Raw genomic sequence first — 22,174 nt, forward strand, 5'->3', positions numbered from 1 at the left:
TTTTTTGTGACGAGTCTGGCAACTAAGCTTGCTTCACTGTCAATCAAGTCAACAGACGCCGGAGCTGCCCCATGATCGGATTCACTTCATTCAAACGCCTGCTGCTGGCCACCGCTGTCCTGGGCTTTGCCGCCCATGCCGCAGCCGCCGAACCCGCCCTGCAACTGGACGTCTACAACCCCGGCAGCAACGCCATCTTCCCGGTCAGCTCGGTGCTGGTCAGCGGCAAGAAGGACGCGATCCTGGTGGACGCCCAGTTCGGCAAGTCCCAGGCCCAGCAACTGGTGGACAAGATCCGCGCCAGCGGCAAGCACCTGACCACGATCTACATCAGCCATGGCGATCCGGATTACTACTTCGGCCTCGACACCCTGACCAGTGCGTTCCCGGACGCCAAGGTCGTGGCCTCGCAGCCGACGGTCGAACACATCAAGGCCACCGTCGAAGGCAAGCTGGCCTTCTGGGGCCCGCAAATGGGCGCTGACGTTCCAGCCAAGACCATCGTGCCGAGCGTGCTCGAGGGCCACAGCCTGACTTTGGAAGGGCAGAAGCTCGACGTCATCGGCCTGGATGGCAAGCAACCGGATCGCAGCTTTGTCTGGATTCCCTCGATCAAGGCGGTGGTCGGTGGCGTGGTGGTCTCGGAGAACATCCATGTGTGGATGGCCGATACCCAGACTGCCCAGTCCCACCAGCAGTGGTTGAAGACCCTCAAGACCATCGAAGGCCTCAAGCCCAAGACCGTGATCCCCGGGCACTACCTGGGCGACAGCGCGCGCTCCTTGAAGCCGGTGCATTTCACGGCGGACTACATCAAGGCCTTCGATGAGGAAACCGCCAAGGCCAAGGATTCCGCGGCGCTGATCGCCGCCATGAAGAAGCGTTACCCGGACCTGGGCGAGGACAGTTCGCTGGAGCTGAGCGCCAAGGTCGCCAAGGGCGAAATGAAGTGGTGAAACCTTCCTGATCCCCGCTCCCGGACCGGGAGCCAGGGACGCTGTACTCTCTTTGCCAACTGGAGAATCGTCATGAGCAAGATCGCAATCATCGGTGCCACCGGCCGGGCCGGTAGCCAACTCCTGGAAGAAGCCCTGCGTCGTGGCCACAGCGTCACCGCCATCGCCCGCGACACCACGAAGATCGGCCAGCGGGCCGGGGTCGTCAGCCGTGCTGTGGATGTGGCCGATAGCGCCGCGCTGCAAGCGGCCGTGGCAGGTCATGACGTGGTGCTCAGCGCCGCGCATTTCGCCCCCATCGCTGCCAGCGCCATCATCGATCCGGTGAAGAAGGCCGGGGTCAAGCGCCTGCTGGTGGTGGGCGGTGCCGGTTCGCTGTTGCTGCCGGGTGGCGGCAAGGTCATCGACAGCCCCGGTTTCCCCGAGGAATACAAGGCCGAAGCCAGTGCCGGCGGAGTGTACCTGGAGACCTTGCGCAAGGAGCAGGATCTGGACTGGACCTTCCTCTCGCCGTCGGCGGAGTTCGTCGAAGGCGAACGCACCGGGAAGTTCCGCCTGGGCCAGGACGACCTGCTGGTCAGCGCCGAAGGTCGTAGCTGGATCAGCTTCGCCGACTACGCCATCGCCATGCTCGACGAAGTGGAAAAACCGGTCCACGTGCGCCAGCGCTTCACCGTCGGCTACTGATCCGGCTAACGGGCTCTAGCGGCTGCACCTCCCGGTGTAGCCGCCAGGGCTTGCGAGGCTGCAGGGTCTGAATCAGTAACTTGCGGCTGCGCAGGGCCTCAGGTCAGAGGCGGCGCACTAGCGCTGGTGCGCCTGTTCCACCAGCCAGTCCAGTAACTCCAGCAATTGCGCCGAAGGCCCCGGACGTTCCGGGTAGACCAGGTAATAGGCCTGGCCCGTCGGTATCTTCAATTCGAATGGCATGACCAGCCGTCCGGCGCTCAGGTCATCGCCAATCAATGCCCAATCGCCCATCGCCACCCCGGTCCCCTGGGACGCCACCGACATCGCCAGGTCCAGGGTCTCGAAATGCTGGCCCTTGCCCAGGGTATTGAGCGGTGTGCCCGCCGCTTTCAGCCAGCGTTGCCAATCCCTTTGGTCATGGGATGGATGCAATAACAGATGGTGCTGCAGGTCCGCAGGGGTCCTGAGCGGTGTCGGGCCCTCCATCAGCGGGCGCGAGCACACCGGGGTCAGTTGTTCATTGAACAGGTGCCGCGAGCCGAGGTTCGGGGAGGGCGGGGCACCGTACATCACCGCGGCATCGAACGGCTCGCGGGTGAAGTCCACGCCGTGCTGGATGGTGGTGGTCAGCTGCACCGGCACTTCCGGCCGTTCCTTCTGCCATTGCAACAGGCGTGGCAGCAGCCAGCGCATGGCGCAGGTCGGGGCCTTGAGGCGCAGGTTGCGGCTGCGGCTGCCGATCTCGTCCACCGCGCCATTGATCAACTCGAACACCTGCTGTACCCGTGGCAGCCACTCCAGGCCTTCGGCCGTCAGGCTCAAGCCACGGGCCTGGCGCTGGAACAATGGGTAGCCCAGGTGGCTTTCCAGCCCGGCGATCTGCCGGCTCACCGCGCCCTGGGTGATATGCAATTGCTCGGCGGCACGGGTGAAGTTGCAGCACTGGGCGGTGACCAGGAAGGTGTGCAGCGCGGGCAGGGGAGGCAGGCGTTTCATGGAGGGCCAGGCATGACGTGAGGACATGGCTAGTATGACTTTTTATCCATTGTTCCGGCTACCGGCGCGCCGTTCCAATAGCCCCCTTCCGGCGTCTACGGGTGTTTCCCGGCCGAGCGGTATCAACCAACAAGAAAGGGCGATGAGATGGCGACATGTGGCGAAGTACTGGTCAAGTTACTCGAGGGGTATGGGGTCGAGCAGGTGTTCGGCATCCCTGGAGTGCATACCGTCGAGTTGTATCGGGGCCTGGCCCGTTCCTCCATCCGCCACGTCACCCCGCGCCATGAGCAAGGCGCCGGCTTCATGGCCGACGGCTACGCCCGCACCAGCGGCAAGCCTGGGGTCTGCTTCATCATCACTGGCCCTGGCATGACCAACATCACCACCGCCATGGGCCAGGCCTATGCCGATTCGATCCCGATGCTGGTGATCTCCAGCGTGCAGACCCGCAGCCAACTGGGCGGCGGGCGCGGCAAGCTCCATGAGTTGCCGAACCAGAGCGCCCTGGTCGGTGGCGTGGCAGCGTTCTCCCATACGCTGATGTGTGCTGATGAGTTGCCGGTGGTGCTGGCCCGGGCCTTCGCCCTGTTCCAGGCCGGTCGTCCGCGCCCGGTGCATATCGAGATTCCCCTGGATGTACTGGTCCAGGATGCCGACCACCTGCTGGCCAGCGAGCCGGTACAGATCGCCCGGGCCGGCGCCGCCCCGGCGGCCGTGGCGCAGATGGGCCAGTTGCTGGCGACGGCCAAGCGTCCGCTGATCCTGGCTGGCGGCGGCGCCATCGATGCCGCCGCGTCCCTGACCCAGCTCGCGGAACTGCTGCAGGCGCCGGTGGCCTTGACCATCAACGCCAAGGGCATGCTGCCTTCGGCGCACCCGCTGCTGATCGGTTCGACCCAGTCGCTGGTGGCCACCCGGGCCCTGGTGGCCCAGGCCGATGTGGTGCTGGCCATCGGCACCGAACTGGCGGAAACCGACTACGACGTGACCTTCGCCGGTGGCTTCGAGATTCCCGGCATGCTGTTGAGGATCGATATCGATGCCGACCAGACCGTGCGCAACTACCCGCCGAAAGTCGCGCTGGTAGCCGATGCCGATATCGCCGCCCAGGCCTTGCTGGCGGAGCTGTCGCGCCAGACCTTGGCTGAGCGCAGCCATGACTGGGGGGCTGTGCGTGCCGACGCCTTGCGCCAGGAGCTGGAGGGTCTTTGGGATGTCCCGACCCGGGCCCAGACCCTGCTTTTGCAAACCGTGGTCGAAGAGTTGCCGGAGATCGTCCTGGTGGGCGACTCCACCCAGCCGGTATACAGCGGCAACCTGACCTTCAACCCCGACCAGCCACGGCGCTGGTTCAACGCTTCCACTGGCTACGGCACCTTAGGTTATGCCTTGCCGGCAGCCATCGGCGCCTGGCTTGGCGGCGGCTCGAGCCCGGCCCAGCGGCGGCCGGTGGCCTGCCTGATCGGTGACGGTGGCTTGCAGTTCACCCTGGCGGAACTGGCCTGCGCCGTGGAGGCGCAGACCCCGGTCATCGTCCTGCTATGGAATAACCAGGGGTACGAAGAGATCAAGAAGTACATGGTCAATCGCGCCATCGAGCCGGTAGGCGTGGATATCTACACACCGGACTTCGTCGCGGTGGCCAAGGGCCTGGGGTGCGCTGCCGAGCACGTCGACAGTGTTGCGCAACTGCGGGCGGCCTTGCGCCTGGCGGTCGATCGCCAGGGCCCGAGCCTGATTGAAATCGACCAGAATCGCTGGACCCAGGGAGTACAGGCATGACTACGCAACCCATGCTGGACGGCCTCTACATCGGCGGCCAATGGTCGGCGGGCACTGAGCATTTGCAGGTGATCAACCCGGCGACAGAAACCCTGTTGGCGCAAGTGGCGGGCGGTGGCCCCGACGCGGTGGACCAGGCGTTGTGTGCCGCCAGCGTCGGCTTGCAGCACTGGGCCCGCAGCAGCGGAGCGGAGCGTGCCCGGGTACTGCGCAAGATCGCCGCCGGCGTGGCGGCCCGTCGCGAGCGCTTGATGCACCTGCAATCGAGCAACAACGGCAAGCCCCAGGCCGAGGCGGCCATGGACGTGGACGATGTCATCGCCACCTTCGATTACTACGCCGAACTGGCCGAGGGCCTGGACGCCCGCCAGGATGCCGAAGTGGCACTGCCCAGCGAGGATTTCAGTGCCCGCCTGCGACGTGAGCCCTGCGGTATCGTCGGGTTGATCGTGCCGTGGAACTTCCCCATGGTCACCACGGCCTGGAAGCTTGCGCCGGCCCTGGCGGCAGGTTGCAGCGTAGTGCTCAAGCCCTCGGAAGTCACACCGCTGCCAGAGCTGGAACTGGCGGCGATCATCGCTCAGAGCGGTCTGCCCCAAGGCGTGTTCAATCTGGTCTGCGGCACCGGCCTGGCAGTGGGTGCGCCTTTGGCGGCGGACCCGCGAGTGGCGAAGATCTCCTTCACCGGCAGCAATGCGGTGGGTGTCCAGGTCATGCAGCGGGCGGCGGAAACCATCAAGGGCGTAAGCCTGGAACTGGGCGGCAAGTCGTCCTTGCTGGTGCTGGCGGATGCCGACCTGGAGCTGGCGGTGGAATTGGCCTGCGGCGGTGGATTCTTCAACGCCGGGCAGATGTGCTCGGCCACCAGTCGCGTGCTGGTGGCCGATGAGCTGGCTGATGAGTTCCTCCTGCGGCTCAAGGCCAGGGCCGAAGGCATTCGCGTGGCCGACCCGTTCGATGCCCAGGCTGGCATGGGGGCCCTGGTCAACCAGGCGCAATACCAGCGAGTGCTGGGGCACATCGAGCGGGGCGTGAACGCCGGCGCCAAACTGGTGTGCGGTGGTGGTCGCCCGGCGCACTTGCCACAGGGCTATTTCATCGAGCCTACGGTGTTCTCCGAGGTGCCGCTGGACAGTGCCCTGTGGCGCGAGGAAATCTTCGGCCCGGTACTGTGCGTACGCCGTTTCGGCAGCCAGCAGGAGGCCATCGAGCTGGCCAACGATAGCGAGTTCGGGTTGGTGGCCAGTGTCGTGGGGGCGGATGTATCCAATGCGGAGGGCGTAGCCAATGCCTTGCAGGCAGGCCTGGTATGGATCAACGCGCCCCAGGTGATCTTTCCCCAGACGGCCTGGGGCGGCTACAAGCAGAGCAGTATCGGCCGCGAACTGGGCCCTTGGGGGCTACAGGCCTTCCAGGAGATCAAGCACGTGGTTCGTGCGCGCTAGTCCAGCTTCAGCCCCCCACCCGCAGGCGCACCATGTCCCGTAGGGGCGGTGCGCCAAACAGGCGGCTGTACTCACGGCTGAACTGCGAAGGGCTTTCATAACCCACTCGGTATCCTGCTGCCGAGGCCTCCAGGCCTTCGGCCAGCATCAGCCGGCGGGCTTCCTGCAGGCGCAACTGCTTTTGGTACTGCAACGGACTCATGGCCGTCATCGCCTTGAAGCGATGGTGCAGGGTCGACACGCTCAGGTTCACCTCGCGCGCCAGCTCATCGATGCGCAACGATTGCTCGAAATTGCCATTGAGCCACTTGATCGCCTGGTTGACCCGGTGGCTCTGGCTATTGGTGGTGGCAATCTCGTACAGGCGATGGCCCTGGGGGCTGCACAGCAGGCGGTAGAGGATTTCCCGGCGTACCAGGGGCGCCAGCATGGGGATGTCCTTGGGGGTGTCCAGCAGGCGGGTCAGGCGCAGCACCGCATCGAGCATCGCAGGGTCCAGGCGCTCCACGTACAGGCCACGCCCGGTGGGCCGAGTGGGCACGCCGAGGGGGCCGGCATCGGCGATCAGGGCATTGATCTCGCCGGGGTCGATGTCCAGGCGCAAGGCCAGGATCGGTTCCTCGGGGGAAACGATCGCCACCTTGCCGCTCAGGGGGACGGCAACCGAGACCACCAGGTAGTTCAGGGGATCGTAGTTGTAGGTCTCGTCGGCCAGGCGCACCTCCTTGCGACCCTGGGCCATGATGCACAGGGCCGGCTGGGCCAGTACCGGGGCGAACTGGTGGGTATGGCTGTGGCGCGAGGCGAACAGCGAATCGATGGCGGTGGCATGGCTGCCGTCATCGACGGTGTGGCGATCGATGATCGCCGCCAGTTCCACACGCTGGCGTTCCATCTCCGGGGCCAGCGGGGCCGGCAGGTTTTCCAGGGATGACATGGGGGCGGCCTCTGGGGTTGCGATTGGCACAGCTTAAGATTGTGCAAGCAGGGAGGCTAGGTCGATCCTGCGTAAAACTTGCCTGATCCTGCTGCTTGCGCGCGTGATGAACAGGGCAAGCCCTTGGTCCGGTATTTCACTTGCTTGAAACAACGTTGTAGCCCATTTGTCGTATCGCGCCGGGCTGACTACGCGGCAGCGGGCGATATCGCAGGATTGTGCAAATCAGCAGCAGGAATCGACTAACGTCGTTCGATGGCCACCCCGTATCGTTGCATCCTGTCGCAGCCCGTCCCCCGGCTGCCTCGATGACACCTGGGAGGGTCGCACATGTCCACGCATATTCCCGTCAGCCACATGGCCTTCGTCCGTGCTCGTGCCGGATATTCCAAGGAACTGGGCGCACGCCTGTGCAGCCTGATCGAACCCTCTCGCCAGGCACCTGGCTGCCTGCATTTCGCCTTGCAGCTTTCGCAGTGCGACGCCGATCTTTGGTTGGTGTCAGGGTTCTGGAGCAGTCAGCAGGCAATGACCGCGTACTTCAACTCGCCGGCCATGGAGATCTTCAGTGAGTTGGTCCGGGACCTGGTGGTCAACAGCCTGGACCTGCATACCTTCAATACCGTCTCGGCCTTGGAGCTGCCGGGCGAGTACCCCCAGTTGCACTGCGTGCCGGTGCACAAGCTGGCCAGCTGAGGGTTTAGAATGGTCGACTTTTCATTGGCCAGGACCCGCAACATGGCACGCAAAGAGTTCGCACACTACGAAGCCGTATCCGCTGTAGTTCCAGGAGAGGGGGGATACAGCGCCGCCATCGCCGTCAAGGCCCTTGGCGCTTCCGGGGCGCCGCGTTTTCACAAAGTCCTCGACGCTGAGACATTCAAGACCGCCCATGACGCCGACCAGGCTGCCGCGCAACAGCTGGAGCAGTTGATCGACGTCGACGCCGACGGTCAATTGTGCTGGAACGCTATCTGACCGCTCCCGGGCGGTACATCTTGAACAGGGCCTCTGGCCCCAGTTGGAAATAATCCGCCGGGCCGCCGCCGCGCAGAATGGGTTCTGCCGCGGCGGTGTCATAGATCCCGTCCTTGAGCAGCCACTTGGCGATATGCACGGCGACCACTTCGCCGAGGATCAGCCAGCTCGGCACCAGCTCCTTGTCCGCCCGTTGCAGCTGAATGATCTGGGTGACCTTGCATTCGAAGGACACCGGGCTTTCGGCTACCCGCGGTACGGCAATGACGTTCGAGGCCGCGGGCGTGAGGCCCGAGAGGGCGAATTCGTCGATCTCGGGAGCCACCGCGGCGCAGCTCTGGTTCATCTGCTCGGCCAGGGGGCGGGTCGCCAGGTTCCAGGCGAATTCACCGGTCTGCTCGATGTTGTTCAGGCTGTCCTTACGCCCAACGCTGGAAAATCCGATGATCGGCGGGATGTAGTTGAAGGCGTTGAAGAAGCTGTAGGGCGCAAGGTTCAAGCGACCCTCGCTGTCCTGGGATGAGATCCAGCCAATGGGGCGCGGGCCGACGATGGCGTTGAACGGGTCATGGGGCAGACCGTGGCCCAGGGCGGGTTCGTAGTAGTGGATATCGTCGGGCATGGCTCGCGGTTCCTGCTGGGAGCTTTAGGGGGCGCCATAGTGCAGTGCGCATCCTGTGAATTCCAGCCTCGTGCCACAGGATTTTCCAGCCTGAAAAGATCGAGCCCGGCAGAAGTGCCGGGCTGGGTATCCGAAGGAACGATCAACCGATGTTGGCGGAACCGGTGCGGTCATAGCCATCGGCAGCGAAGGTGGCGGAACCGGTGCGGTCGTAGCCATCGGCAGCGAAGGTGGCGGAACCGGTGCGGTCGTAGCCATCGGCAGCGAAGGTGGCGGAACCGGTGCGATCGTAGCCATCGGCGGCGAAAGTGGCGGAACCAGTGCGGTCATAGCCATCGGCAGCGAAGGTGGCGGAACCGGTGCGGTCGTAGCCATCGGCGGCGAAAGTATTGGCAGCCAGTACCGACAGGGTCAGGGCAAGGATCAGTTTGCTTTTCATGAGGGTGACTCCGATGGGGTGTTGGTGTTGGGCTTGAAGTGAATCCTACTCCGATGAAGTTGATTTAAAATCGCAAAAAAACACTAATAAAAATCAACTTAATCGATATGTTTTTCACCGTAGAACACCTGCACATAGGGATACAGCTTCCGGCCCAATAGGGCCCAGGTTTCACGCCAAGTCAGGTAGCAGGCTAAGTAACCAGCGTTAACTGATCGTTAATTGATCAATCGCCGGGTGAAAATGGCCCTTCAACGGTTTTTTCATTCAAGCCCTACCTATTTTTCACCCAAGGACGTTCAGCCTCCGCGCAGGCCTGCAAACCAAGACAGGCTGCCTTGAATGCGACCCTTGGAGCTCTCTCGTCAATGAACAAACTTCCCCAGATCACCCTGGCCTTCTGGGTCATGAAAATCTGCGCGACAACCCTGGGCGAAACCGCAGGTGACCTGCTGTCGATGACCCTCAACGTGGGGTACGCCATCAGTTCGATGATCCTGATCAGCGTGTTCCTGCTGACCCTGGTGACTCAGTTGTTTTCCAAGAGCTACAACCCGGTGCTGTACTGGATCGTGATCCTGTCCACCAGCACGGCGGGTACCACCATGTCGGATTTCATGGATCGCACCCTGGGCTTGGGGTACGCCAGTGGTTCGTTGATCCTGATCGCTATCCTGGCGGCGATCTTCGCGGTCTGGCGCCTGAGTGGCGAATCGCTGAATGTGAACCGGGTCCAGGGTTTTCGTGGCGAGCTGTTCTATTGGCTGGCGATCCTGTTTTCCAACACCCTGGGCACCGCCCTGGGCGATTACCTGGCGGACGATTCCGGGCTGGGCTTCGCCGGTGGAGCGCTGTTGATCGGCTCGGCCATCGCTCTGGTCGTCGTCCTCAAGTACTGCACCAAGCTCTCGCCCGTGCTGCTGTTCTGGGTGGCCTTCGTGCTGACCCGGCCATTTGGCGCGACCCTGGGCGACTTCCTGACCAAACCCCATGAAAAGGGTGGCCTGGACTTCGGTACGGTCGGCTCGTCGGCGGTGTTGGCGGGAATTCTGCTGGTGCTGATCGTCGGCGCTTGCTGGGCGCAGGGCCGTGATGCGCGTCAGGGAGCGGCGCAGTTGTCTTGACCCTGATGGCTGCTACAGTCGCGCGCGACAGGCAGAAACAAGCGCCCGGGCCTTGCACCCGGGCGCTTTGTCTTGTCAGTCGGTTTCGATGCGCGAGTGCTTTCTGGTGTCTTTCATGGTCGCGTAGACCAGCAGCGAGCAGGCGATACAGGCAGTGACGTACCAGTAGTAGCCGGTTTCCATGCCGATGCTCTTGAACCACAAGGCGATGTACTCCGCAGTACCACCGAATACCGATACCGTGAGTGCATAGGGCAGGCCTACGCCCAGGGCGCGGATCTCGGTAGGGAACAGCTCCGCCTTGACCACCGCGTTGATCGAGGTGTAGCCACTGACAATGATCAGGGCGGCCATGATCAGGAAGAACGCTCCCCACCAGGTCTGGATGGTATGCAAGGCGGTGAGGATCGGGACGGTAAACAGTGTGCCGAGGATCCCGAAGGCGATCAGGATCGGACGGCGGCCGATCTTGTCGGACAGCCCACCGATCACCGGTTGCAAGCACATGAACAGGAACAGGGTGGCTGCGGAAATGGTGGTGGAGTCGGAAATGCTCATGCCGACGGTGTTCACCAGGTATTTCTGCATGTAGGTGGTGTAGGTGTAGAAGGCCAGGGTGCCGCCCATGGTCAGGCCGACCACGGTCAGCAATTCCTTGGGATGGCGCATCAGGGTGCGCATCAGGCTTTCCTTGGGTTTCTCCTTCTTCTTGGCGAAGGATTCGGTCTCTTCCATGCCGCGCCGCAGGTACAGCGCTACGATGGCGCAGAGTGCGCCGATGCCGAAGGGAATCCGCCAGCCCCAGGACTGCAGCTCTTCGGTGGTCAATACGTTCTGCAGGACAATCAGCACCGCCAGGGCGATGAGCTGGCCGGAGATCAGGGTGACGTACTGGAAGCTGGAGAAGAAACCACGGCGTTCCTTGGTCGCCATCTCGCTCAGGTAGGTGGCGGAGGTGCCATATTCTCCCCCTACCGACAGGCCCTGCATCAGGCGCGCCAGCACCAGCAGGATCGGAGCGCCGACGCCGATGGTCTCGTAGCCAGGGGTCAGGGCGATGATCAGGGAGCCTGCGCACATCAGCAGCACCGACGCCATCAACGCGGCCTTGCGTCCCTTGCGGTCGGCGTACAGGCCCATCAACCAGCCGCCGATCGGCCGCATCAGGAAACCTACGGCGAAGATCGCGGCAGTATTGAGCAACTGCGCGGTGGTATCGCCCTTGGGGAAGAAGACTTTAGCGAAGTACAACGAGAATGCGGCGTAGACGTACCAGTCGTACCACTCGACCATGTTGCCGACCGAACCGCTGAAAATCGATTTCAGGCGGCTGGCGGTGGTCTTTTCCTGGGCAGGCGCGGCGGCCGACCCGGCAGGCAGGGTATTGGAGATTTCCATCACGAACCTTCTATTCATTGTTGTTGTGGAGTGCGCGCAAACGCAGCCTGCCAGGGCTATAGCAGGAGCTGTGCCAGGAGCGAGAAGCCCGGTCTAGAAGGGTTGAGGTAAAAAATTGAGCGGAAATCCGCCTATCGCCAAGGGCTGGATAAGCGGAAAGTTGCCGAATTGAAGGGGGGGTGCAGGCGGCCAGGCAGCCCTGGCGCTTAGCTGTTTTTGACGAACGTTTCCCGGCTCAGGCCATGGCGCTGCATTTTTTCGTTGAGCGTGCGACGGGGCAGTTGCAGTTCGTGGAGCACCGCCTTGATCTCGCCCTTGTGCCGGGTCAGGGCGGCGCGCAGGCACTGGGCCTCGAAGGCTTCCTGCTGGGCGGCCAGGGACTGCCCGGTTTCCATCACGAATTCGGCGTGTTGCTCCTCCAGCCCCAGTACCTGGCGCTCGGCGGCGTTGGCCAGCTCGCGGACGTTACCCGGCCAGTCATGGCTGAGCAGGCGACTCAATTGCGGCCCGGTGAGCGCCTTTGTGCTGCGTCCCAGGCGGTGGGCGGCGTGGCGGGCAAAGTGTTCATAGAGCAGTGGAATGTCTTCGCGGCGTTCACGCAGCGGCGGCAGGCGCAACTGGGCAACGGTCAGGCGATAGGCCAGGTCCTCGCGAAAGCGCCCGGCCCGGGCCTCCTCCAGCAGATCGGGCTTGGTGGCGGCGATGATTCGCAGGTCCACCTTGATGCTCTGGTTGGAGCCCAGGCGCTCGAGCTTCTGCTCCTGTAATACCCGCAACAGCTTGACTTGCTGGGCCAGGGGCATGCTCTCGATCTCGTCGAGAAACAAGGTGCCACCATCGGCGTACTCCAGCTTACCGATGCGCTTGCCCTGGGCACCGGTGAACGCGCCGCTTTCATGGCCGAACAGCTCGGCCTCGAACAACTGCTCGGGAATCGCCGCGCAGTTCAGGGCCACGAAGGGCTTGGCGGCGCGAGGGCCAAAATCATGCAGGCAGCGGGCGATCAGTTCCTTGCCGCTGCCGGTCTCACCGCGCACCAGCACGTTCACCGGCAAGGGGGCCAGTTCCAATACCTGGCGGCGCAGGGTCTGCAGGGCGGGGGAGGCACCCAGCAGGGTGGCATCGAGTTTGGCCCGGCTGTCGGCCTGCTGGTGCAGCCGGCGGTTTTCCAGGACCAGGGCGCGCTTGTCCAGGGCACGGCGCAGGCTGTTGAGCAGGGTCTGGGGGCTGAAGGGTTTTTCCAGGAAGTCGTAGGCGCCATCGCGCATGGCTTCCACGGCCATGGGCACGTCGCCGTGCCCCGTCAGGAGAATGATCGGCAGTTCCGGGTCCAGGCCCTGGACCTGGGCCAGCAACTCCAGGCCACTGATGCCGGGCATGCGCACATCGCTGAGAATGACCCCGGGGAAGTCCCGTGGCAGTTGCGCCAGGCACTCTTCGGCGCGGCTGAACAGCTGCACTTCGAAGCCCGACAGGTCCAGCCACTGTTCGATGGCAGTGCGGATGCTGGCCTCGTCGTCCACCACGATCACCGAGTTCAGCATTGGATGTGCGCCTCCAGGTCGATGGGCAGGCTCAGGGTGAACACCGCGCCCTGGTCCTGGTTGGCGACGCTCAAGCGTCCGCCCAGCTCATGGACGATAGCGTATGAAACCGCCAGTCCAAGCCCCAGTCCGTCGCCCACCGGCTTGGTGGTGAAGAACGGATCGAACACGCTCAACAGGTGCTCCTCGGCGATCCCGCCGCCCGTGTCGCTCACACGCAGTTGCCACAACTGGTCTTCGGCGTCGAGGCTGATCCGCAGGTGCTTGAGGGGTTTGTCCTGCATGGCGTCGAGGGCGTTGCGCAGCAAGTTGATCAGCACCTGCTCCAGGCGGATCGCATCGCCACGGACCCAGGCCGGGCGAGTCAGGTGCAGGGCCACTTCGATGTCTTCGTTGCGCAGGCGGGCTTCGAGCAGGTGCAACGATTGGTCGACTACCGCGGCCAGGTCCAGGCGTTCGCGCAGGCCGCTGGGGCTCTTGCGGGCGTAGGTCTTGAGGTGGCTGGTCAGGGCCGCCATGCGGGTCAGCATGTCGTCCAGGGGGCGCAGGGCCTTGTAGGCGTCGTCCACCCGACCGTGCTCCAGTAGCAGCCGCAAGGTGGCGAGCTGCATGCGCTGGGTGGTCAGGGGCTGGTTGATTTCGTGTGCCAGGGCTGCGGACATCTGGCCCAGGGCCGCGAGCTTGGCCGATTGCACCAGGCCTTCCTGGGCGGTGCGCAGGTCACGGGTACGCTCTTCCACCAGGCGCTCCAGCTCCTTGCGGTTGCGCTGGCGCAGTTTGCCCAGGCGCCAGCGCTGATTGAGAAACAGCAGCAGGAACACCAGGGCCAGCCAGGCACCTGCCGCCGCCAGGCCGGCATTGCGGCTCTCTTCGAAGGCACTGGCTGGCTTGCGTAGCAGGTGCAGGGTCCAGCCCTCGGTCTCGAGGGGTAGCGATTCCCAGAGATAGTTGGTCGTACCTTCGTCGCCCTGGACCCGGATCAGGCGGCTGTTATCGGCGAATTGCTGCAGGGTCGCATGTTGCAGTGGAACCAGCAGTTGCTTGTCGTATTGGCGGGTGAGCCTGATGTCTTCCAGGTCGTTGCTCGACAGCGGTTGCAGGTGTCGGTAGCGCCAGCCCGGCTGGTTGGCGATGAACACAATACCCCGGGCATCGCTGACCAGGAGGGTGTCGTTACCTTGGCTCCATTCATGTTCGAGTTCGGGAAACTCCAGCTTGACCACCATGGCCCCGAGGAACTCATCGTTATCGGCCTTGACGGCGCTGGCCAGGAAATACCCGGGGATGCCACTGGTCACGCCGATGGCATAGAAGCGCCCGCTGCCTTGGCTGCGGGTCTGCTTGAAATAGGGGCGAAAGCTGTAGTTGTGGCCCACGTAGCTGCTGGGCAGGCGCCAGTTGCTGGCGGCTACGGCCAGGCCCTCATGGTTGAGCAGCTCCAGGGTAGAGGAGCGGGCGGCGCCGTTGATCTTCTCCAGCTTGCGGTTGAGCGTTTGCTGGGTTTCTGGCGTCACCGGGCCCTGCAGGGCTGAGCGCAGCTCCGGGTCCAGCGCCAGTACTGCCGGCAGGGCCCGATAGCGTTCGATCAGGGTATGCAGGGAGTTGGCATACAGTCCCAATTGCTCGTTGGCCCGTGCGGCTTCTTCCTCCAGGGTCTGGCGTTCGGCGTGGCGCATGGCCAGGCCGGCGCTGATGACGGTGCCAGCAAGAATCACCAGGATGTAGAACGTCAGGCGAAGGGAGCGTGAGATCTGGGCCATGGGTCGGGGCAGGCTGCAATGGGGGCGGGAACGATAGCATGAGCGCCGGGAGGAACGTTGATCGCGGACAGTGTCGATAAGGGGCGCGATACAAAAAAGCGGCGGGCCGTTGGATCAACAGCACCGCCGCTCTGGCCAGGCAGGGAAGGCTTACTGCACTTCTACCGCCAGGCTCTCACTGATCTTCTTCTGCCAGATGGCGGGACCTGTGATGTGGACCGACTCACCCTTGCTGTCCACCGCAACGGTGACGGGCATGTCCTTGACCTCGAACTCGTAGATCGCCTCCATGCCCAGTTCGGCGAAGGCCAGCACTTTGGACTTCTTGATCGCCTGGGCCACCAGGTAGGCGGCACCGCCGACGGCCATCAGGTACACGGCCTTGCTGTCCTTGATCGCGTCGATCGCGGTCGGGCCACGTTCGGACTTGCCGATCATGCCCAGCAGGCCAGTCTGCTCGAGGATCTGGCGAGTGAACTTGTCCATGCGCGTGGCGGTGGTCGGGCCGGCCGGGCCAACCACTTCGTCGCCCACCGGATCAACCGGGCCGACGTAGTAGATGAAGCGACCTTTCAGGTCTACCGGCAGGGTTTCGCCCTTGTTCAGCATCTCGACCATGCGTTTGTGCGCAGCGTCGCGGCCGGTGAGCATCTTGCCGTTGAGCAGTACGGTCTCGCCCGGCTTCCAGCTCTGCACTTCTTCCGGGGTCAGGGTGTCGAGGTTGACGCGACGGGCCGATGGGCCGGCTTCCCAGACGATTTCCGGGTAGGCGTCCAGGGGTGGCGCCTCCAGGGCAGCAGGGCCCGAGCCGTCGAGCACGAAGTGTGCGTGGCGGGTGGCGGCGCAGTTGGGGATCATGCACACCGGCAGGGAAGCGGCGTGGGTCGGGTAGTCCATGATCTTCACGTCGAGCACGGTGGTCAGGCCACCCAGGCCCTGGGCACCGATGCCCAGTTGGTTGACCTTCTCGAACAGCTCCAGGCGCATCTCCTCGATGCGGTTCTGAGGGCCACGAGCCTTGAGCTCGTGAATGTCGATGGACTCCATCAACACTTCCTTGGCCATCACCGCGGCCTTTTCGGCGGTACCGCCGATGCCGATGCCCAGCATGCCGGGCGGGCACCAGCCAGCACCCATGGTCGGTACGGTCTTGAGGACCCAGTCGACGATGGAATCGGATGGGTTGAGCATCGCCATCTTCGACTTGTTCTCGGAGCCGCCGCCCTTGGCTGCCACGTCCACTTCCACGGTGTTGCCCGGAACGATGGAGTAGTGGATCACTGCAGGCGTGTTGTCCTTGGTGTTCTTGCGGGCACCGGCCGGGTCGGCCAGGATCGAAGCGCGCAGGACGTTTTCCGGCAGGTTGTAGGCGCGACGCACGCCTTCGTTGATCATGTCGTCCAGGCTCATGGTGGCGCCGTCCCAGCGCACGTCCATGCCCACGCGGACGAAGACGGTGACGATACCGGTGTCCTGGCAGATCGGCCGGTGGCCGGTGGCGCACATGCGCGAGTTGATCAGGATCTGCGCCATGGAGTCGCGGGCTGCCGGCGATTCTTCGCGCAGGTAGGCCTCGTGCATCGCCTGGATGAAGTCCACGGGGTGGTAGTAGGAAATGAACTGCAGGGCGTCGGCAACGCTCTGAATCAGGTCGTCTTGCTTGATCACGGTCATGAGTCGCGCTCCTCTAAAAGACGGGAACATTTAACTGGGTGTCTGCAGCTTGGGTGCATCGGTCGGTTGCAGACACCACTGGGGTGCGCCGGACAGGCAGCAGGCGCACCGTTAAAAAGGCGCGGCAGTATACCGCGCCTGGGGGCTGGGCACACCCGCCAGGCAGGCAAACGAAAGTCGCCTATCGGGTGGGCATCGTTCTTGCGTGAGACGCCGGTGACCGCTCGGAGCACCACCGAAAATTTGAATAGTCATTTTCCGGGGGCAGCACTAAAGTGGCGAATGGCTGGCGGAGTAGGAAACTCTTGAGCCTCCTTATCTCACGGTGAGTCAACGATTGACCCATAAAGCCATCCAGAGCTTGTTACTCAAGCGCTTCACCATTGCAGCGGGCACCTACGGATTGATCCTGCTGCTGTTCTGGCTAGCCGTTCTAACGGGGCATTATCGTGCTTCGGTCGGCAGCGCCCTGCTGGGTACGGCACTGGTGGTGGCCAGCCAGGGATTGCTCTGCTGGGTATTTCTCAGTGGCCGCAACCTGCGGTTCGCCGATGCCAGCCTGACCGAGGTCCAGGTGGTCCTGGGCATTGCCTGGCAGACCTGGCTGATCGCCCATCTGGATCAGGCGCGCGGGGCCTTCCTGATGTTCTATGTCCTGCCACTGTTGTTCGGCCTGTTTCATCTCTCTCGCCGTGCCTATTTGCGTTGCACGGTGCTGATCTTCTTCTGCTTTGCCGGGGTCAACCTGTGGGACGGCTATCACTTTGTCCTGGCCGACCCGCAACTGGCGGCGCTGCAGGTCTGTGTCGTGCTGGTGATGCTGGTATGGCTGTGCCTGTACTCCGCCTATGTCCAGGCGTCGCGTTCGCGCATGCGCCAGAGGCGCTTTGCCCTGCAGGCGCACCAGGACACCCTGCGGGGAATGATGCGCCAACTGGAGGACCTGGTGGCGACCGACGAATTGACCGGCCTGTTCAACCGTCGGCACTTCCTGCGTATTGCCGGGCGCGAGTTGCAGGCCATGGACGCGCAGCAGGTGCACGGCCTGGCCCTGATCGACCTGGATCATTTCAAACGCATCAACGACCAGCATGGCCATGCGGCGGGCGACCAGGTGCTGCAGGCTTTTTCCGCCGTGGCCACGGCTTGCCTGAGGGACGGTGATGTCCTGGCGCGTTATGGCGGGGAGGAGTTCGTGGTGTTGCTGCCCGAATGCGATACCGAGCGCCTGACTTCCTGTTGCGAGCGCCTGCGCCTGGCTTTCATGCAGGTACAACTGCTGGGTTTGGAGGTGCCCGATCTGAGCCTGTCCGCGGGAATGACCCTGTTGCAAGCCGGCGATGATCTGGATGCGGCCCTGCAGCGGGCCGACCAGGCTCTTTATCGAGCCAAGCGTGATGGACGCAATCGTTGCTGCGCGGCCTGGGAAAACTTCGATGCCTGAATTGACAGTCGGTGAGCGCCGCTGGTCGGTTGAGCCTGGCAGCAACCTGCTCGATGCCCTGAACCGGGCTGGCGTGGCGGTGCCCTTCAGTTGCCGCGCCGGCAGCTGTCATGCCTGCCTGGTGCATTGCGTCCAGGGGCTGCCCAGCGATAGTCGACCCGATGCGTTGAGCAGTGAACAGCGGCACCTGGGGTGGCGCCTGGCGTGTCAGTGCCAGGTGGTCGAAGACCTGCAGGTGGAGACCTTCGACCCTCTGCGCGATGGCCTGCCCGCCACCGTCGTCGGCCTGGACTGGCTCTCCAGCACGGTCCTGCGTCTGCGCTTGCAGCCCACGCGGCCGTTGCGTTATCGAGCTGGCCAGCACCTGGTGTTGTGGACGGTGGGGCGGGTCGCCAGGCCGTACTCCCTGGCCAGCCTGCCGGAGGAAGATCGTTTCCTGGAGTTCCACCTCGATTGCCGTCAGCCCGGGCAATTCAGTGACGCCGCTCGCCAGTTGCGCCTGGGCGATCCGATGCGCCTTGGAGAGCTGCGTGGTGGCGCCTTGCACTACGATCCGGACTGGCAAGCGCATCCGCTTTGGCTGTTGGCAGCGGGAACCGGCCTGGCGCCCCTGTTCGGGGTCCTGCGCGAGGCGCTGCGCCAGGATCACCAAGGCCCTATCCGGATCATTCACCTGGCCCATGATGCCAGCGAGCATTATCTGGCCAAACCCCTGGCAGCCCTGGCGGCGAACCGACCTCAACTGACCGTGGAGCTGCTTGTGGGGGCCGAGCTGGCAGCGGCTTTGGCGCAACTGCGGCTTGTTTCCCGGCAAACCCAGGCCTTACTCTGCGGGCACCCTGACAGTGTCGAAGCCTTTGCCCGGCGCCTGTACCTGGCGGGGCTGCCGCGTAATCAACTGCTGGCCGATGTGTTCCTGCCGCGCGGTTGAGTACTGAGACTTCCTGAGCGAGATCCCCATGACCGATGCCATCGAGTTGCAACGCGAGGGTGGGCTGCTGACCTTGCGCCTGAACCGCCCCGACAAGAAAAACGCCCTGACCCGCGCCATGTACAGCCGCTTGGCGCAAGCCCTGGTCGAGGCGGATGCCGACCCTGAAATCAATGCGTTGCTGATCTGTGGCAGCAGTGAGTGTTTCACCGCGGGTAACGACATCGCCGACTTTCTCCAGCAGCCGCCCTCCGACCTGGATAGCCCGGTGTTCCAATTCATGCGCAGCCTGCTTGAGTGTCGCAAGCCGGTAGTGGCGGCGGTGGCGGGCCCTGCGGTGGGCATCGGCACCACGTTGTTGCTGCACTGCGACCTGGTCTACGTCAGTCGCGATGCGCGTCTGCGCATGCCGTTCGTCAACCTCGGATTATGCCCGGAGTTCGGCTCGAGCCTGATCCTGCCCCGTTTACTGGGCCAGGCCAGGGCGGCTGAGCTGTTGTTGCTGGGCGAGGGGTTCTCCGGCGAGCAGGCCGCCGCCTGGGGCATTGCCAGCGCGGCCCTGGAAAGTGGCGCGGCCGCCCAGGCCAAGGCGCGGGACGCTGCATTGCGTTTCAGCCAATTGGCACCCGGGGCAGTGCAGGTCAGCAAGCAACTGATGAGGGGACCGGATCGCGAGTTGCTGCGTCGGGTCATCGAGGAGGAAGGCACGCTGTTCACCCAGCGCCTGCGCTCGCCGGAAGCGGTTGCCGCGCTGTCGGGGTTTCTCGCCAAAGGCTGATTCCCTGGCCGGCGCCAGCGTTTTCCAGGCATGAAAAAGCCCCGGTGTCTTCACACCGGGGCTTTTTCGTTTCGCGGGGCCTGACTCAGACTACCGGGTCGCCAACGTGCAGGATCTTCATGCCGTTGGTGCCGCCGGTGGTGTGGTAGCTGTCGCCCTTGGTGAGGATCACCCAGTCGCCTTTTTCCACGACACCGCGCTTGAGCAGCTCGTCGATCGCCGCTTGGCTGACCTGCTCCGGTGGCAGCGATGCCGGGTCGAAAGGCACGGTGTAGACACCACGGAACATGGCGGCCCGAGCCTGGGTCTCGCGATGCGGGGAGTAGGCGTAGATCGGCACCGAAGAGCGGATCCGCGACATGATCAACGGGGTATAGCCACTCTCGGTCAGGGCGATGATCGCTTTCACGCCGGGGAAGTGGTTGGCAGTGTACATGGCGGCCAGGGCGATGCTCTGGTCGCAGCTTTCGAACACCTTGCCCATGCGATGGCTGGAGGTCTTGCTGGTCGGGTGCTTTTCAGCGCCGACGCAAACCCGGGCCATGGCCTGGACCGCTTCGAGCGGATAGGACCCCGCCGCGCTTTCTGCCGAGAGCATGACCGCGTCGGTGTAGTCGAGCACGGCGTTGGCCACGTCGGATACTTCGGCGCGGGTCGGCATCGGGTTCTGGATCATCGACTCCATCATCTGGGTCGCCACGATCACCGCCTTGTTGTGGCGGCGGGCGTGCAGGATGATTTTCTTCTGGATGCCCACCAGTTCGGCATCGCCGATTTCCACGCCCAGGTCGCCACGGGCCACCATCACCGCATCACTGGCCTTGATCAGGCCATCGAGGGTCTCGTCGTCAGCTACCGCTTCGGCGCGTTCGATCTTGGCCACCAGCCAGGCAGTAGCGCCGGCTTCGTCGCGCAGTTGGCGCGCGTATTCCATGTCGGCGGCGTCGCGGGGGAAGGACACGGCCAGGTAGTCGACCTGCATCTCGGCGGCCAGCTTGATGTCGGCCTTGTCTTTTTCAGTCAGTGCCGGAGCCGTCAAGCCGCCACCGCGGCGGTTGATGCCCTTGTGGTCGGACAGCGGGCCGCCGACGGTCACCACGCAGTGCAGTTCGGTGGCTGTGGCGGTCTCTACGCGCATCACCACGCGGCCGTCATCCAGCAGCAACTCGTCGCCGACGCCGCAATCCTTGACCAGGTCCGGGTAGTCGATGCCGACGATCTGCTGGGTGCCTTCGGTCAGCGAGTGGCTGGTGGAGAAAGTGAACTTGTCACCGATCTTCAATTCGATGCGCTTGTTGGCGAACTTAGCGATGCGGATCTTCGGGCCCTGCAGGTCACCGAGGATGGCGACGAAGCGACCATGCTTGGCGGCCAGGTCGCGGACCAGTTGGGCACGAGCCTTGTGTTCGGCCGGAGTGCCGTGGGAGAAGTTCAGACGGGCGACATCCACGCCAGCGAGAATCAGTTGTTCGAGAACTTCCGGCGAGTTACTGGCCGGGCCAAGGGTGGCGACAATTTTGGTACGACGAACGGACATGCACGGACTCCTGAATTCAAGCGCAACGAGAGGCTACTATGCTCCGAAGTTGTAGTCATTGTTCGTTTGCACTACTTATCGGTTTGTTTGTTTAGAACAACAACCTTGAAGATTTTTGCCAATGAGTCGATACACTGCACAAGACAGGAGAGACCCCCATGCGATTCGTACTCATTGCTGCCCTGGCCGTCAGTGTTGTCGGCTGTACTCGTTGGTCGATGGACCATCATTTGAACAATGCCTATCGTGCCTATGACCGCGGCAACTGCGAAAGCGTGATGCTCGAACTGAGCCAGGTCGATCGTAATAGCCGTGCCCGGCGCTATGTCCAGCCGGAAGTCTCGATGCTGCGGGGACAATGCCTGGAGCGTCAGAAGCTGTTCGTCGATGCGGCCCAGACCTACCAGTTCATCATCACCCAGTACCCCACCAGCGAATACGCCTATCGCGCCAGGGCTCGGCTGGATACTTTGCAGCAGTTGGGCCACTACCCGTCCAATGGTGCCGCACAGGTTCGTCGCACCGCCTTGTGACATTGACCAGGGGGCATTGCAATCGCCCCGGGTGCTTGAGCTAAAATTTGCACAGGCGGCTCTGTAGACGTAGCTCGGCAGAGACGATTCGAACGCTGCTCCAGTCTTGCCTGGAGCAGGGGCTCTGGAGCCCTTCGGGCGACCTTCCTCGCCTATCTGATCAGGAGAGCGGGCCGCTACCGGGCCCGTTCCGAAGCACTAGTGCGGTCATGCTTAATGACCTTTCCATAGCGATACCCAGCATGTTCACGGAACGTCGGATCGAACGGCACCAACTGCCGTGTTTTTTGAAAGTCTTCAACCGATACACCGACAAGCCTGTCGGTTACCTGGGCAATCTCTCGGCCGATGGGCTGATGCTGATCAGCCCGCTTGCGATGCTGGTCGGTGCCGACTTCGAGTTGCGGATCAAGATGCCAGGCAGTGATGGCCAGGCGCAGTCGGTGGATTTCAGCGCCCGCTGCCTGTGGTGCCACGAAGACTTGACGCCCCATCACTACGACAGTGGCTTCAGCCTGTTGCGGGCATCGCCGGAGTTGGCGGAGCTGGAGCAGGCGCTGCGTCATTACTTCAGCTTCCACCCACTGCAGACCTCGGCCTGAC

At 63.4% G+C, this 22,174-nt stretch carries 21 protein-coding genes; 12 read left to right on the forward strand and 9 right to left on the reverse strand.

Annotated features, from left to right (window positions below):
• Positions 1-71 precede the first annotated feature (71 nt).
• Together C4K39_RS23815 and C4K39_RS23820 are read left to right on the forward strand one after the other, a co-directional pair.
• Positions 72-956 carry an MBL fold metallo-hydrolase gene (locus C4K39_RS23815; protein ID WP_068585118.1) on the forward strand — a complete coding sequence of 295 codons (885 nt, stop codon included), beginning with the start codon at positions 72-74 and terminating at the stop codon, positions 954-956.
• A 72-nt stretch (positions 957-1,028) separates the two neighbouring features.
• A complete protein-coding gene (locus C4K39_RS23820; protein ID WP_068585121.1) occupies positions 1,029-1,643 on the forward strand; it encodes an NAD(P)-dependent oxidoreductase in 615 nt (204 codons plus the stop codon).
• Positions 1,644-1,760: 117 nt separating this feature from the next.
• Here C4K39_RS23820 and C4K39_RS23825 read toward each other — a convergent pair whose 3' ends face one another.
• Positions 1,761-2,642, reverse strand: coding sequence for a LysR substrate-binding domain-containing protein (locus C4K39_RS23825; RefSeq protein ID WP_068585124.1), 882 nt, complete (start codon positions 2,640-2,642; stop codon positions 1,761-1,763).
• A gap of 147 nt (positions 2,643-2,789) precedes the next feature.
• On the opposite strand from C4K39_RS23825, the gene C4K39_RS23830 reads away from it, so the two are divergent.
• Both C4K39_RS23830 and C4K39_RS23835 read left to right on the forward strand, forming a co-directional pair.
• Positions 2,790-4,427, forward strand: a complete 1,638-nt coding sequence (locus C4K39_RS23830; protein WP_124347546.1) for a 5-guanidino-2-oxopentanoate decarboxylase — start codon at positions 2,790-2,792, stop codon at positions 4,425-4,427.
• Positions 4,424-5,872, forward strand: a complete 1,449-nt coding sequence (locus C4K39_RS23835) for an aldehyde dehydrogenase family protein (protein ID WP_124347547.1) — start codon at positions 4,424-4,426, stop codon at positions 5,870-5,872. Before C4K39_RS23830 ends, C4K39_RS23835 begins: the two co-directional genes overlap by 4 nt.
• Before the next feature lie 7 nt (positions 5,873-5,879).
• On the opposite strand, the gene C4K39_RS23840 is transcribed toward C4K39_RS23835, so the two are convergent.
• On the reverse strand, positions 5,880-6,809 hold the full coding sequence (locus C4K39_RS23840) for an AraC family transcriptional regulator (protein ID WP_068585133.1): 930 nt from the start codon (positions 6,807-6,809) through the stop codon (positions 5,880-5,882).
• A 330-nt stretch (positions 6,810-7,139) separates the two neighbouring features.
• On the opposite strand from C4K39_RS23840, the gene C4K39_RS23845 reads away from it, so the two are divergent.
• Entirely contained in the window at positions 7,140-7,505 is a 366-nt protein-coding gene (locus C4K39_RS23845; protein ID WP_124347548.1) for an antibiotic biosynthesis monooxygenase family protein, read from the forward strand.
• A 9-nt stretch (positions 7,506-7,514) separates the two neighbouring features.
• The gene (locus C4K39_RS23850; protein WP_068585139.1) at positions 7,515-7,787 is read left to right on the forward strand and encodes a hypothetical protein; all 273 of its coding nucleotides are present in this window, start codon (positions 7,515-7,517) and stop codon (positions 7,785-7,787) included.
• On the opposite strand, the gene C4K39_RS23855 is transcribed toward C4K39_RS23850, so the two are convergent.
• A complete protein-coding gene (locus tag C4K39_RS23855) occupies positions 7,780-8,409 on the reverse strand; it encodes a flavin reductase family protein (protein WP_068585141.1) in 630 nt (209 codons plus the stop codon). The two genes, C4K39_RS23850 and C4K39_RS23855, sit on opposite strands and share 8 nt — an antisense overlap.
• Positions 8,410-8,551: 142 nt before the next feature.
• Positions 8,552-8,848 carry a hypothetical protein gene (locus C4K39_RS23860; RefSeq protein WP_124347549.1) on the reverse strand — a complete coding sequence of 99 codons (297 nt, stop codon included), beginning with the start codon at positions 8,846-8,848 and terminating at the stop codon, positions 8,552-8,554.
• Positions 8,849-9,216: 368 nt separating this feature from the next.
• Between C4K39_RS23860 and C4K39_RS23865 the strand changes: the two genes are divergently transcribed.
• On the forward strand, positions 9,217-9,972 hold the full coding sequence (locus C4K39_RS23865) for a COG4705 family protein (RefSeq protein ID WP_068585148.1): 756 nt from the start codon (positions 9,217-9,219) through the stop codon (positions 9,970-9,972).
• A 75-nt stretch (positions 9,973-10,047) separates the two neighbouring features.
• Here C4K39_RS23865 and C4K39_RS23870 read toward each other — a convergent pair whose 3' ends face one another.
• The 4 genes from C4K39_RS23870 to C4K39_RS23885 form a co-directional block, all read right to left on the reverse strand.
• Complete coding sequence (locus C4K39_RS23870; protein WP_068585151.1) at positions 10,048-11,370, reverse strand: MFS transporter; 1,323 nt, start codon at positions 11,368-11,370, stop codon at positions 10,048-10,050.
• Between the two features lie 206 nt (positions 11,371-11,576).
• Positions 11,577-12,914, reverse strand: coding sequence for a sigma-54-dependent transcriptional regulator (locus C4K39_RS23875; protein ID WP_124347550.1), 1,338 nt, complete (start codon positions 12,912-12,914; stop codon positions 11,577-11,579).
• The gene (locus tag C4K39_RS23880; RefSeq protein ID WP_124347551.1) at positions 12,908-14,674 is read right to left on the reverse strand and encodes a sensor histidine kinase; all 1,767 of its coding nucleotides are present in this window, start codon (positions 14,672-14,674) and stop codon (positions 12,908-12,910) included. The genes C4K39_RS23875 and C4K39_RS23880 overlap by 7 nt, the downstream gene beginning before the upstream one ends.
• A 150-nt stretch (positions 14,675-14,824) precedes the next feature.
• Entirely contained in the window at positions 14,825-16,348 is a 1,524-nt protein-coding gene (locus C4K39_RS23885; RefSeq protein ID WP_068585160.1) for a fumarate hydratase, read from the reverse strand.
• Positions 16,349-16,685: 337 nt separating this feature from the next.
• On the opposite strand from C4K39_RS23885, the gene C4K39_RS23890 reads away from it, so the two are divergent.
• From C4K39_RS23890 to C4K39_RS23900, 3 genes are read left to right on the forward strand one after another with little or no spacing between them, the layout of a single operon-like run.
• Positions 16,686-17,792 carry a GGDEF domain-containing protein gene (locus C4K39_RS23890; protein ID WP_068585163.1) on the forward strand — a complete coding sequence of 369 codons (1,107 nt, stop codon included), beginning with the start codon at positions 16,686-16,688 and terminating at the stop codon, positions 17,790-17,792.
• Complete coding sequence (locus tag C4K39_RS23895; protein ID WP_124347552.1) at positions 17,785-18,723, forward strand: iron-sulfur-binding ferredoxin reductase; 939 nt, start codon at positions 17,785-17,787, stop codon at positions 18,721-18,723. Before C4K39_RS23890 ends, C4K39_RS23895 begins: the two co-directional genes overlap by 8 nt.
• A 28-nt stretch (positions 18,724-18,751) precedes the next feature.
• On the forward strand, positions 18,752-19,501 hold the full coding sequence (locus C4K39_RS23900; RefSeq protein ID WP_124347553.1) for an enoyl-CoA hydratase-related protein: 750 nt from the start codon (positions 18,752-18,754) through the stop codon (positions 19,499-19,501).
• Between the two features lie 85 nt (positions 19,502-19,586).
• Here C4K39_RS23900 and pyk read toward each other — a convergent pair whose 3' ends face one another.
• Positions 19,587-21,038: a pyruvate kinase gene (gene pyk / locus C4K39_RS23905; RefSeq protein ID WP_068585173.1), complete on the reverse strand. Its 1,452-nt coding sequence runs from the start codon at positions 21,036-21,038 to the stop codon at positions 19,587-19,589.
• Positions 21,039-21,196: 158 nt separating this feature from the next.
• Here pyk and C4K39_RS23910 point away from each other — a divergent pair, with 158 nt between their 5' ends.
• Both C4K39_RS23910 and C4K39_RS23915 read left to right on the forward strand, forming a co-directional pair.
• Positions 21,197-21,571 (forward strand): tol-pal system YbgF family protein, encoded by a 375-nt coding sequence (locus C4K39_RS23910; protein ID WP_068585176.1) that lies wholly within the window; start codon positions 21,197-21,199, stop codon positions 21,569-21,571.
• A 242-nt stretch (positions 21,572-21,813) separates the two neighbouring features.
• A complete protein-coding gene (locus tag C4K39_RS23915) occupies positions 21,814-22,173 on the forward strand; it encodes a PilZ domain-containing protein (RefSeq protein ID WP_068585179.1) in 360 nt (119 codons plus the stop codon).
• Position 22,174 lies beyond the last annotated feature (1 nt).

Source organism: Pseudomonas sessilinigenes (assembly GCF_003850565.1).
Lineage (GTDB): Bacteria > Pseudomonadota > Gammaproteobacteria > Pseudomonadales > Pseudomonadaceae > Aquipseudomonas > Aquipseudomonas sessilinigenes.

What these genes read in the sequence shown, in the direction of transcription:
- C4K39_RS23815 (WP_068585118.1), top strand. Translation starts at nt 72, where the DNA reads ATGATCGGATTCACTTCATTCAAACGCCTGCTGCTGGCCACCGCTGTC.
- C4K39_RS23820 (WP_068585121.1), top strand. Translation starts at nt 1,029, where the DNA reads ATGAGCAAGATCGCAATCATCGGTGCCACCGGCCGGGCCGGTAGCCAA.
- C4K39_RS23825 (WP_068585124.1), bottom strand. Translation starts at nt 2,642, where the DNA reads ATGAAACGCCTGCCTCCCCTGCCCGCGCTGCACACCTTCCTGGTCACC.
- C4K39_RS23830 (WP_124347546.1), top strand. Translation starts at nt 2,790, where the DNA reads ATGGCGACATGTGGCGAAGTACTGGTCAAGTTACTCGAGGGGTATGGG.
- C4K39_RS23835 (WP_124347547.1), top strand. Translation starts at nt 4,424, where the DNA reads ATGACTACGCAACCCATGCTGGACGGCCTCTACATCGGCGGCCAATGG.
- C4K39_RS23840 (WP_068585133.1), bottom strand. Translation starts at nt 6,809, where the DNA reads ATGTCATCCCTGGAAAACCTGCCGGCCCCGCTGGCCCCGGAGATGGAA.
- C4K39_RS23845 (WP_124347548.1), top strand. Translation starts at nt 7,140, where the DNA reads ATGTCCACGCATATTCCCGTCAGCCACATGGCCTTCGTCCGTGCTCGT.
- C4K39_RS23850 (WP_068585139.1), top strand. Translation starts at nt 7,515, where the DNA reads ATGGTCGACTTTTCATTGGCCAGGACCCGCAACATGGCACGCAAAGAG.
- C4K39_RS23855 (WP_068585141.1), bottom strand. Translation starts at nt 8,409, where the DNA reads ATGCCCGACGATATCCACTACTACGAACCCGCCCTGGGCCACGGTCTG.
- C4K39_RS23860 (WP_124347549.1), bottom strand. Translation starts at nt 8,848, where the DNA reads ATGAAAAGCAAACTGATCCTTGCCCTGACCCTGTCGGTACTGGCTGCC.
- C4K39_RS23865 (WP_068585148.1), top strand. Translation starts at nt 9,217, where the DNA reads ATGAACAAACTTCCCCAGATCACCCTGGCCTTCTGGGTCATGAAAATC.
- C4K39_RS23870 (WP_068585151.1), bottom strand. Translation starts at nt 11,370, where the DNA reads ATGGAAATCTCCAATACCCTGCCTGCCGGGTCGGCCGCCGCGCCTGCC.
- C4K39_RS23875 (WP_124347550.1), bottom strand. Translation starts at nt 12,914, where the DNA reads ATGCTGAACTCGGTGATCGTGGTGGACGACGAGGCCAGCATCCGCACT.
- C4K39_RS23880 (WP_124347551.1), bottom strand. Translation starts at nt 14,674, where the DNA reads ATGGCCCAGATCTCACGCTCCCTTCGCCTGACGTTCTACATCCTGGTG.
- C4K39_RS23885 (WP_068585160.1), bottom strand. Translation starts at nt 16,348, where the DNA reads ATGACCGTGATCAAGCAAGACGACCTGATTCAGAGCGTTGCCGACGCC.
- C4K39_RS23895 (WP_124347552.1), top strand. Translation starts at nt 17,785, where the DNA reads ATGCCTGAATTGACAGTCGGTGAGCGCCGCTGGTCGGTTGAGCCTGGC.
- C4K39_RS23900 (WP_124347553.1), top strand. Translation starts at nt 18,752, where the DNA reads ATGACCGATGCCATCGAGTTGCAACGCGAGGGTGGGCTGCTGACCTTG.
- pyk (WP_068585173.1), bottom strand. Translation starts at nt 21,038, where the DNA reads ATGTCCGTTCGTCGTACCAAAATTGTCGCCACCCTTGGCCCGGCCAGT.
- C4K39_RS23910 (WP_068585176.1), top strand. Translation starts at nt 21,197, where the DNA reads ATGCGATTCGTACTCATTGCTGCCCTGGCCGTCAGTGTTGTCGGCTGT.
- C4K39_RS23915 (WP_068585179.1), top strand. Translation starts at nt 21,814, where the DNA reads ATGTTCACGGAACGTCGGATCGAACGGCACCAACTGCCGTGTTTTTTG.